The following is a 10,214-nucleotide window of genomic DNA, read 5'->3' as shown; positions in this document are numbered from 1 at the left end:
TTTATCGTATTGACTAGCTAGTTTTTGATGCAAGCAGAGTGCATCTTATAAGCTAGCCACAGCAAAGCTTTGATAGTTTTCGGAGATGTCTAATGGTGATGCTTCAGTTTCAATTGAACTAGCTGATACGTGCGATGCTGGCAACAGGTGCAACCCTTCAAGAAATTGGCAAGCTTATTGCCGAAGTTGGCTGAACCTCAGCATAAATCTAAATACGTACACCAGGCATGACGTATTAAAGTTCTTCTACCTTGTCTCCACACAGAGTTACCATAATCCCAGGTCGCCTAGTGGATGCTGAAAATGATTGACCCCTACGACTTTGAAGATGATGACTTTGATTTTGAGTTTAATGATTTCTTGAAAATAAAACCCATCAGCCAAATGACTGAAGGGGAAAAGCTACAGAGATTTAAGCGGTTCTTCGACAGCAGTAGCCGTGCGATGTTGCAAGATTGTCTATTTCACATTGTCGATTACGAAGATGGTACAGGCACGTTAGAAATTCTTTGCCCTAATGAAGTCGTTAGGCAACGCCTTTCCAAGAAAAAGCGCAAAATTACCAACAACATCAACACCTGCTGGAGCCATATCAGATGGTTTTCGCTATGTGTTCAGCAAAATAGTGAGTTGCATTGCCAGAAGTTTACCCGTAATGGTGATTTAGTGACATCTTAGCTGGGGAGCAGAGGAGGCAAGGGAAGCAGAAGGAGCAAGAGTGGAATAACTAATATCCAATGCCCAATGACAAATGACAAATGACAAATGACTAAAAAACAGAAATTTCCTTACCTAGTTGGTTCTAAGTGGACGGCACAGCAAAAAGTTGATGGCTGGCGCCACTTTCAAGTAGTCAATCGGAAAAATCAGGCTAACTGGGTTTACGCCGAAATGGTTGCTGCTTGTGATCCGAAAGTCCGTTTTTGGATAAACGCTAAATTATTACAAGATAACTCCCAGTGGCAAGCTGGCTGGCAAACATTACAGGAAATCCAAGGACTTGAAACTGAGGTGTCCTGATTTGCCTCGCTCCCTCGTTCCCAGTCAGAGACAGGGAACGCCCCTTAGTGGGCTGGGCTGCCACCCAATACGGTTCCGTTAAGATCCCCCCGCCTGCGGCGACCCCCTTAAAAAGGGGGTAAACGAGGAAATTAGCCCCCCTTTTAAAGGGGGGTTGGGGGGATCTTCGCAGGGTAAACAAGCTAACCGAACCGTATTCGGCTGCCACCTGCTTATTTGATAAATTAATAATTTTTTACAAAATCAGAGTAACTTACTCTCAAGCAGCAATTAAATGGTTATGAATACCAACTGAAAACTGGCAATTTATGTGCGATACCTTCTCTAAGAGACGCTACGCGAACGGTGAGCTACGCTAACGCAAATTCCACTAGTATTTCAAGCATAAGGCTGCATATACCTCTCTTAACCCTTGACCCAGCGCCCCAATACCTTGAAAACACGTTTTCCGACCATCAGCTAATTCTATGAAAAGCATTCAAAAAAGCCAATTTAAATTTTTTGTTTTTTGTAACTCTTTTTATAAAAATAAGTAATAAAAACTGTTTAATTATGGTTTTTAGGGCTAATAAAGCCTTTAAGCATTATAAAATCCCAAATAAATATAATTGTGATTTAATTCATCAGATAAGACCGTTTTCCAAATTAAGAGCCACTTTCTTTTCTAGGTAATTTGCCCAATAATGACATTCACAGACCTCACGCATCGCCATCTCAGGAAAGGTGAAGGCAAATGTTTGAGTCACAAGTTTGACAAAAAGCTATAAGAGGCAAACAACAGTGAAACTAGCAGTCTACGGAAAAGGTGGTATCGGTAAATCCACAACTAGCTGTAATATATCCGTCGCCCTAGCGAAACGTGGCAAGAAAGTGCTGCAAATTGGTTGCGACCCCAAACATGACAGTACCTTTACCCTGACTGGGTTTTTGATTCCAACAATTATCGACACCCTCCAAGAAAAGGACTATCACTACGAAGATGTCTGGCCTGAAGATGTAATTTATAAAGGCTACGGCGGTGTGGATTGCGTAGAGGCTGGTGGGCCCCCTGCGGGTGCTGGGTGCGGTGGATACGTAGTCGGCGAAACCGTAAAATTACTTAAGGAACTCAACGCCTTTGATGAATACGATGTAATTCTCTTTGACGTTCTGGGTGACGTAGTTTGCGGTGGTTTTGCAGCACCACTCAACTATGCAGATTACTGCTTGATTGTTACAGACAACGGCTTTGATGCTTTGTTTGCGGCAAATCGGATTGCGGCTTCAGTCCGTGAAAAAGCACGAACTCACCCACTGCGTCTAGCTGGGTTAATTGGCAACCGCACCTCCAAGCGCGACTTGATTGAAAAATATATAGAAGCAGTGCCAATGCCAGTTCTAGAAGTTTTACCTTTAATTGAAGATATCCGTGTTTCCCGCGTGAAAGGTAAGACTTTATTTGAGATGGCAGAGCAAGATCCTTCCCTAGATTACGTTTGCGACTACTATCTCAACATCGCCGACCAAATTCTGGCGCGTCCAGAAGGTGTTGTGCCTAACGATACACCAGATCGTGAGTTGTTCTCTTTGTTATCCGATTTTTATCTAAATCCGGGTAAACCCCAGGTTCCTAATTCAGAAGAGGAACTAGACTTGATGATTGTATAAATCACCAAGTTCTCAGGATGGGGGACAATAACATGGCATTCTTTCACAGCTTTACAGGCTCATTAAAGCAAAAGTGGTTGCAATTTTTCCAGAACAATCGGGACTGGATCACGCTGCACATGCAAGTAGAATCGGTATACACACCTGATGGCGGGAAGCGACCACCTTCTTACCTCATCCTGGGAGTTGTTAACGCCCTAGAGCCAAAACTAGCGCAGTTAATGTTGCCCTTTGCCAAACTCAATCCTGATGCTGATACCCTGATTGAAGTACTGGATTTGCATTTTGACCCAGATTTCGCTCTTGGTAATCGCTTCGTCAACCCAGAAGTAGAGAGATTCGTAGAAGAAGCAGCAGGTGTCATTGACGAAAAGCCTGAATATGAAACATTGACACATTCTGATACAAATGACTTTGCGGCGGTGGCGATAATTCAAGAAGTCAGAATTGGGGATTCTGATGAACAAAGCTTAGAAATCAGTGATTTAGAGAAAACCGAAGATGCCTTTGGTGATATTTCCTTATCCAATGGACACGACTCAAAAAAAGAGTCTCTCGAAACCTCTAGTTTAGAAGCAGATGAGTTTGGGGACATGGGCTTCGGTACAACAGGTGCAATGGAAATCAAGCTCGATGAAGACGAGGCGCTTGAAGATAGTCCACTAGATGAGAATGCGTTTAAAGACGTGTTGTCAGATGTCTGGAGCGACGAAACAGCTTTGCAAAAAGCTGAAGAAAATAACGATTTTTTGGGGGAAGAACTGCCAGCAGGCGTTTTTGATGAATCAGAAATTGCCCGTCTCTTCCCCAACGCTTAATTATTGCCGTTCCTCGCAATTTTAAGTTTTAGATTTGGGATTTTGGATGAGGAATTAGGGAAATTGTCATCAGACAGAGGATACTCTTGTTGTCTCAGTCTTCAATCCAAAATTATCAATCTAAAATCTAAAATTGGTTGACCTGCCATTAAATATCAAGGGGAGAAAAAACCAAAATGACTGTCGCTCAACAACCAGAAGCTTTAAGCTTTGAATGTGAAACTGGAAATTACCATACCTTTTGCCCAATTAGCTGCGTAGCGTGGTTATACCAAAAAATTGAAGATAGCTTCTTTTTGGTAATTGGGACAAAAACTTGTGGCTACTTCCTGCAAAATGCGATGGGGGTGATGATTTTTGCTGAACCCCGCTATGCAATGGCAGAGTTGGAAGAGGGCGATATTTCAGCACAACTGAATGATTATGAAGAGTTAAAGCGGTTGTGCTTGCAAATTAAACGCGATCGCAATCCTAGTGTAATTGTCTGGATTGGCACTTGCACCACGGAAATTATTAAAACAGATTTGGAAGGTTTAGCACCGAAACTGGAATCCGAAATCGGGATTCCCATCGTTGTAGCGCGGGCAAATGGTCTAGATTACGCCTTCACCCAAGGGGAAGACACGGTATTAGCCGCAATGGCTAACCGTTGTCCTGATAAGGCTCCGGTGGCGGAAACAGAGAAAAGTGAACGTAATGCGATCGCTAAATTGCTCAACTTTGGTAAAAAGAAAGAAGATGTCGCCCAAGATGAATCTGAGTACGTGGATCATCCACCCTTAGTTCTCTTTGGCTCTCTTCCCGACCCCGTGGTTACTCAGTTAACCTTGGAATTGAAGAAACAAGGCATCAAAGTTTCCGGCTGGCTACCCGCGAAGCGGTTCACAGAACTGCCAGTATTGGAAGAAGGGTATTATGTCGCTGGTGTCAACCCCTTCCTCAGCCGCACAGCTACCACCTTAATGCGCCGCCGCAAGTGTAAACTCATTGGCGCACCCTTCCCCATTGGCCCCGATGGCACCCGCGCTTGGATTGAGAAAATCTGCTCGGTGTTCGGTATTACTCCCAAGGGATTAGATGAACGGGAAGCACAAATTTGGGCAGGCGTGGAAGATTACGTAAAATTGATTCGCGGTAAGTCTGTATTCTTCATGGGTGATAACTTGCTGGAAGTTTCCCAAGCAAGATTCTTAATCCGTTGTGGGATGACAGTTCACGAAATCGGCATTCCTTACATGGATAAGCGCTATCAAGCTGCTGAGTTGGCATTGCTGGAGAAAACTTGTCAGGAAATGAATTCACCTCTGCCAAGGATTGTAGAGAAGCCGGATAATTACAATCAACTTCAGCGAATTTATGAGTTGAAACCAGATTTGGTAATTACTGGTATGGCGCACGCTAACCCATTGGAAGCACGGGGTATTAATACCAAGTGGTCGGTGGAGTTCACTTTTGCTCAAATTCACGGCTTTACGAATGCGCGTGACATGTTAGAGTTGGTGACTCGTCCGTTGCGTCGGAATAATAATTTGAAAGATTTGGGTTGGGATAAGTTGGTGAGAGAAGAAGCGAAGATTTAGATTTGGATTTGGATTGACCAACAGCATAATAGTATGTTATGAGCGAACTTTCGGGTTCGCCTTTTTTTTACGAACCGCAGAGGCGCAGAGAACACAGAGGAAGAACGCCTAAAAATATTACGATTGGGTGGGTATGGCTGAATAGACAGGATAATTGAGGAGGTGATGTGATGCCTGAAATTTGTCGTTTTTTAGGGATTATCATTACTATGTACTATAACGACTATCCGCCCCCTCATTTCCATGTCCGCTATAATCAGCAAAAGGCAATTATTGATATAGAAACCTTATCAATTTTAGAAGGTAAACTCACTCCTAGAGTTCTTGGTTTAGTAATTGAATGGGCAGCTATGCACAAATCAGAACTTAGAGAAAACTGGCAGATGGCAAGACAAAATAATCCCTTAGAAACAATTCAACCATTAGAGTGAATTATGCTTAAAGACATTATAGAAGTTATTCCTCACGATAACTATCAACTCTATTTAAAGTTTGAAGACGGAAAAGAAGGTATTGTTGATGTTAACCATTTAATCGAATTTACAGGAATTTTTGCACCTTTAAAAGATTTAAACTATTTTAAAACTGTTAAAATTAACGCTGAATGGGGAACAATTCACTGGGATAATGGCGCAGATTTAGACCCAGATGTTCTTTATTCTGTGGTTACTAACCAATCTATTCCCACCTATAGAAATCTGGAAGAATATGAAAAAAGTTGGAGTTAAAATAGAAGGGATTCCAGAAGTCAGTGATTTATTAAAGTCTAGTAATTTTTTTCAGTAACTAAATTAGATGATGTAGCCGATTGCTTAAAATATCTGGGAAAACCTAAAACTCTTGAGGATATAGATAATGCAATTCGCCAAGGTGTAGAGGAATCGTAGCATTTTTAAACGCAGAGGGGCGCAGAGTTTTGCTAAATTTAATTCGCTACGAATGAATGAAATGCTGTATTTAGTTCACATGGAAGGCTGTAACTCTAGAGGTTTAGACGGAATGATGTACATTAATTCTGCGCCGTCTGGTTTAATTTCTGTAGACGGAGTTAATTTAAGCCAGTCATGAAAGCTGATTCCTAATTTAGATATTGCTTGTACTTCAGTTTGGTAAGATTCAAAGCGGCGATTGGTTTCAATCATAGATTCCATTACTTCCAAAGTTTTAGGAAGACGTGCATAAATCTGCGGCTTAGGATCATCCCAAATTGCTTTGCCTACCCAATCTATTTTAGAATCCCAAATTGCTGCTGGTATCGATTCTACCCATTTCCAGTTATTCGGGTCTTGAGCCAACATGAATAGATTCATTCGTTGCCTATCGAAGACTGCATTTTCATCCAAAGTTGGGTCGAGCCATTGGTAAATTCGGGTTAGCCTCCGTAAATCAATCTGACCTCTGAACTGAGGCTGTGATGTCTGGGAGGTAATCGCTTCGATTCTGCACAGCAAATACCTACGCTTTACTCAGTATTCCCAATTTGAGTTGTAGTTTATGCAATAGCGATCGTTCTTTTTAAAGAACCGTCCACGCCAACAAAGAAAAGTGAACGCTCAAATTCATCTCACTCAAACACAGTTACAATAAGGTAGTAAAGAAAAGATAGGAGTAAATATGAATTATGCTTAGTGGAATTAAACAAAAGGCTATTGTAGGCAAAGATGGCAAGATTGAACTCTCCGCAACCGAACTAGCAGAAGGAACAATCGTAGAAGTTATTGTGTTAGTTGAAACACCAGTTCAAGAAGATGAAACTACCTATCTTCTGAAATCAGAAACTAATAAAAAATATCTGCTCAAAGCTTTAGAGAATGTAGAAAAAGGAAACCTAATTTATGTAGATTTAGATGAATATGAAAAAAGTTGCCTTTGAACCAGAGGCTTTTGAACAATTAGGTCAGTGGGCAACAGAAGACAAGAAAATTTTCAAAAAAATATTGGAACTGATTAGAGATATACAAAGAGATCCTTTTGAGGGGATAGGGAAGCCAGAACCATTAAAATATAAATTACAAGGTTACTGGTCAAGACGGATCACAGATGAACATAGATTAGTTTACAAGGTGCAAGAAGATTTATTGATTATTTTGACTTGCAAATATCATTATGAGCAATAAAGGTTATTCAGGCTGGGATATTATTTTAGTTCAGGCGATCGCTCTTTTTAACCAGAAGATGCAGAGCGATCGCAGATACAATCGTTGAAAGCGGCTTGAAACCTACCCTCAATTAATAAATTGCAGATAAGAGAGCGATCGCTAAAATCTCATCTCAGTCAGATACAGTTAGAATATGGTAATAAAAATGTGAGCAAATAGAAATTATGCTTAGTGGAATTAAGCAAAAAGCTATTGTCGGAAAAGATGGCAAAATTGAACTGTCTACAACTGAATTACCAGAAGGCACTGTGGTAGAAGTTATTGTGCTAATTGAAACACCAATTGAAGAAGATGAAACTACATATCTTCTCAAATCAGAAGCTAACAAAAAACATCTACTCGAAGCTTTGGATAATGTACAAAGAGGAAACCTAATTTATCTAAATTTAGACTAGCGATCGCCATTTTTAACAAATTCAATTAACTAACAGCAAAATCTGTATATTTACGCACAGAGGGTAACTGAAAACCTAAAACAATATCTTCTTTTGGGACACCTAATTCAACCAATTCATTAGCAATTCCTACCTCTGTTCCATCTTGCTGAATCCAGATTTTCTCGTCAATAATATCTAGATGGAGAACAGGCCCATATATACGGTCTTGCTCGTGCCAACCTACATAAACTAATTGATAATGATCGTGTTCTGTATCATAAATTGTCTGTGCTTGAATGCGATTATCCCAAACAATATTAGCGTGTTGTTGAAGTAAATTCTTAATATATTGTCGATATTCGTCTAGCTTTGCCATTGGTCTATTACCTCCTGTTCAATATTATAAATTACTAAACAGAGTTGATTAATTTGAATAACAGATTGGATAAATGGAAGTAGAAAAAACTCATTGTAAACAGTACTAGGAACAGCTAAATATAAAGTGCGATTGGCTTCTTTTTTTTGTAAAGCAATTCGATAAATAATAAATTGTCCTAATGCAGCATAAAGTTCTGTAATTTTTTAAGGACTCAAAAAACTTTTAATTTCAACAGCTATTTTTTGTCCTTGTTTTTCGGCTGCAATAATTTTTTCTGCTCCTAAATCAATATATAGCTCAAGGGTTCCCGCCTGGAAAGCATAAGGATCGTGAGTGATTAACCACCCTTCTTTCTCAAGTGCTGTTTTGACAACTGTATGAAAAGCATCTTTAGCAGACACAGGTTTAATTCCAATTTATGGCGGTGCTTGATTTAAGAATTTCTATTTCAATAATACATTGACAATCTAGGGAAATTTTTTTACGAAATAATATAGATTGGCAAAAATAAAGCTAACTCTTGTTTGCATAAGTCGCCATCTCTCAATAGATACTCATGACAACTTGCAGAAATTCCTTTAGTACAGGTGTCATATCTTCTTCCCGCCACACTACAGCCGTTTCTACTAATGGTGTTTTCTCCTCTACAGCGCGATAAACTACACCAGACCTCTGAAGATTTTGCAATGAAGACGGTGCGATCGCAATCCCCATTCCTGCTGAAACTAATCCGATAATCGTCTGCATCTGAATCGCTTCTTGAGTCACTTTCGGGCTGAAATTTCCTTGCTGACAAAGGCTTACGATTTGGTCGTAAAGCCCAGGCCCCAAATGGCGAGGGAACATGATAAAGTTTTCGTTTACTAGCGATCGCACTGAAATCTTTTCTTGTTCAGCTAAGGGATGAGTTTCTAACATAGCCACAATTAAAGCTTCTCGCTGAATGCACTCTTGGTTGAGTGTGTTGTCTTCTAATGGTGGATGGGCAAAACCTACATGGATGCGACGTTCTTGTAGCGCTTGCTCTTGTTGAGTCGTGGTTAATTCTTGCAAAATCAACTCTACTTCTGGAAACTGTTCTCGAAACCGTCGCAAAATTACAGGAAGTAAATCGTAAGTTACCAAACTGGTAAACCCGATTCGCAATTGTCCCTTTTCACCTCTTCCTGTTTTTTGGGTTAGCTCAATTGCTTTTTGGAGTTGAGCTAAAAGTTGATAAGCTTCTTGCAAAAATACTTGTCCAGCTTCCGTTAACTGCACCTGTCGCTTGGTTTTACGGTGAAACAGTTCTACGCCTAATTGCGCCTCTAGTTGCTGAATTTGTTGGCTTAAAGGCGGTTGAGCAATGTGCAATCGCTCGGCGGCTCTACTGAAGTGCAATTCTTCAGCTACAGCAATAAAGTAGCGCAGGTGTCGCAATTCCATTTTTTTGATATTTTATAAGTCTCAATTTTATTTAAATATATATTGGACATCTGAAAATTACCTGCTTATGATACTCATACAAATATCGCAGGGAATCAGAGCAATGCAGGAAAAGTATACTCCAGGCTATTCGAGTAATGCGACAAATTTCATGGCAAAACGCAGCTTAGATACTCATGGTGCGTTTTTCAAGCCTTATTTACGTCCAGGGATGAAATTGTTAGATTGTGGTTGTGGGCCTGGGACGATCGCTTTGGGTTTAGCAAAAGCGATCGCTCCTGGTACACTTACAGGTATTGATCGAGAAGCCTCTCAAATTCGCATAGCTACTGAGACTGCTTTTACCCAAGGTGTTAGTAATGCTAATTTTCTGGAGGCGAATATTTATGCTTTACCCTTCCGGGATAACTCATTTGATGCAATCTTTTCCCATGCGCTGTTTGAGCATCTCCAAGAACCAGCACAGGCGTTACGGGAACTGTGGCGAGTTTTGAAACCGGGGGGAATTGTTGGGCTTCGTAGTCCTGACTGGGGCGGGTTTTTGGTTGCGCCGTCTACACCAGAACTGGAAAAAGCATTTTCTTATTACAAGTGGCTCCAGCAGCAAAATTCTGGTAATCCTAACGTAGGTAGAGAGTTACGCGCCCTGTTGCGCCAAAGTGGGTTTACTAATATCCAAGCTTCGGCTTCTTATCAATGTTCTGAGTCGCTGAGTGAAGCTACAGAATATTTGGCGCTGCGAATTGAGGCTTCTGCAAAGGTGGATGGAGCTATAGAGAAAGGTTGGACTGATGAGCCATCGCTTACAG

The 10,214-nt window shown here is 40.8% G+C and carries 14 protein-coding genes and 2 pseudogenes; 12 read left to right on the top strand and 4 right to left on the bottom strand.

The genetic code is table 11. The features are described 5' to 3' along the window. The first annotated feature begins 303 nt into the window (after positions 1-303). From V7K25_RS30165 to V7K25_RS30130, 8 genes and pseudogenes are all read left to right on the top strand, one after another. Complete coding sequence (locus V7K25_RS30165) at positions 304-678, top strand: hypothetical protein (protein WP_335163374.1); 375 nt, start codon at positions 304-306, stop codon at positions 676-678. Between the two features lie 87 nt (positions 679-765). Next, positions 766-1,020, top strand: coding sequence for a TIGR02450 family Trp-rich protein (locus tag V7K25_RS30160; RefSeq protein WP_335163373.1), 255 nt, complete (start codon positions 766-768; stop codon positions 1,018-1,020). Between the two features lie 780 nt (positions 1,021-1,800). Then, the gene (gene bchL / locus V7K25_RS30155; RefSeq protein ID WP_012410753.1) at positions 1,801-2,667 is read left to right on the top strand and encodes a ferredoxin:protochlorophyllide reductase (ATP-dependent) iron-sulfur ATP-binding protein; all 867 of its coding nucleotides are present in this window, start codon (positions 1,801-1,803) and stop codon (positions 2,665-2,667) included. Positions 2,668-2,699: 32 nt separating this feature from the next. Beyond that, entirely contained in the window at positions 2,700-3,485 is a 786-nt protein-coding gene (locus V7K25_RS30150; protein WP_335163372.1) for a DUF5331 domain-containing protein, read from the top strand. Positions 3,486-3,661: 176 nt separating this feature from the next. Then, positions 3,662-5,065, top strand: coding sequence for a ferredoxin:protochlorophyllide reductase (ATP-dependent) subunit N (locus V7K25_RS30145; RefSeq protein WP_335163370.1), 1,404 nt, complete (start codon positions 3,662-3,664; stop codon positions 5,063-5,065). Positions 5,066-5,235: 170 nt separating this feature from the next. After that, positions 5,236-5,496: a DUF4160 domain-containing protein gene (locus V7K25_RS30140; RefSeq protein WP_335163368.1), complete on the top strand. Its 261-nt coding sequence runs from the start codon at positions 5,236-5,238 to the stop codon at positions 5,494-5,496. Between the two features lie 3 nt (positions 5,497-5,499). After that, positions 5,500-5,793 (top strand): DUF2442 domain-containing protein, encoded by a 294-nt coding sequence (locus tag V7K25_RS30135; RefSeq protein ID WP_335163366.1) that lies wholly within the window; start codon positions 5,500-5,502, stop codon positions 5,791-5,793. A 48-nt stretch (positions 5,794-5,841) separates the two neighbouring features. Further along, positions 5,842-5,952: pseudogene (locus tag V7K25_RS30130) on the top strand (AbrB/MazE/SpoVT family DNA-binding domain-containing protein); the annotation flags it as partial. A 75-nt stretch (positions 5,953-6,027) separates the two neighbouring features. Here V7K25_RS30130 and V7K25_RS30125 read toward each other — a convergent pair. Beyond that, the gene (locus tag V7K25_RS30125) at positions 6,028-6,516 is read right to left on the bottom strand and encodes a hypothetical protein (protein WP_335163364.1); all 489 of its coding nucleotides are present in this window, start codon (positions 6,514-6,516) and stop codon (positions 6,028-6,030) included. A 170-nt stretch (positions 6,517-6,686) separates the two neighbouring features. Here V7K25_RS30125 and V7K25_RS30120 point away from each other — a divergent pair, with 170 nt between their 5' ends. From V7K25_RS30120 to V7K25_RS30110, 3 genes are all read left to right on the top strand, one after another. Continuing rightward, complete coding sequence (locus V7K25_RS30120; protein ID WP_335163363.1) at positions 6,687-6,938, top strand: hypothetical protein; 252 nt, start codon at positions 6,687-6,689, stop codon at positions 6,936-6,938. Beyond that, a complete protein-coding gene (locus V7K25_RS30115) occupies positions 6,919-7,182 on the top strand; it encodes a Txe/YoeB family addiction module toxin (RefSeq protein ID WP_335163361.1) in 264 nt (87 codons plus the stop codon). Before V7K25_RS30120 ends, V7K25_RS30115 begins: the two co-directional genes overlap by 20 nt. 206 nt (positions 7,183-7,388) lie before the next feature. Then, a complete protein-coding gene (locus tag V7K25_RS30110; protein WP_335163359.1) occupies positions 7,389-7,619 on the top strand; it encodes a hypothetical protein in 231 nt (76 codons plus the stop codon). Positions 7,620-7,644: 25 nt separating this feature from the next. On the opposite strand, the gene V7K25_RS30105 is transcribed toward V7K25_RS30110, so the two are convergent. From V7K25_RS30105 to V7K25_RS30095, 3 genes and pseudogenes are all read right to left on the bottom strand, one after another. Then, complete coding sequence (locus V7K25_RS30105; RefSeq protein ID WP_335163357.1) at positions 7,645-7,977, bottom strand: XisI protein; 333 nt, start codon at positions 7,975-7,977, stop codon at positions 7,645-7,647. Continuing rightward, positions 7,965-8,381, bottom strand: a pseudogene (locus V7K25_RS30100) (element excision factor XisH family protein). The gene V7K25_RS30105 and the pseudogene V7K25_RS30100 overlap by 13 nt, the downstream one beginning before the upstream one ends. 142 nt (positions 8,382-8,523) lie before the next feature. Continuing rightward, a complete protein-coding gene (locus tag V7K25_RS30095; protein ID WP_335163355.1) occupies positions 8,524-9,405 on the bottom strand; it encodes a LysR family transcriptional regulator in 882 nt (293 codons plus the stop codon). A 103-nt stretch (positions 9,406-9,508) separates the two neighbouring features. On the opposite strand from V7K25_RS30095, the gene V7K25_RS30090 reads away from it, so the two are divergent. After that, positions 9,509-10,214 (top strand): methyltransferase domain-containing protein (locus V7K25_RS30090; protein WP_335163353.1); only part of this gene is annotated, 706 nt, incomplete at its 3' end.

This window comes from Nostoc sp., assembly GCF_036919495.1.
Lineage (GTDB): Bacteria > Cyanobacteriota > Cyanobacteriia > Cyanobacteriales > Nostocaceae > Nostoc.
This window is presented reverse-complemented; position numbering and strand designations above follow the sequence as displayed.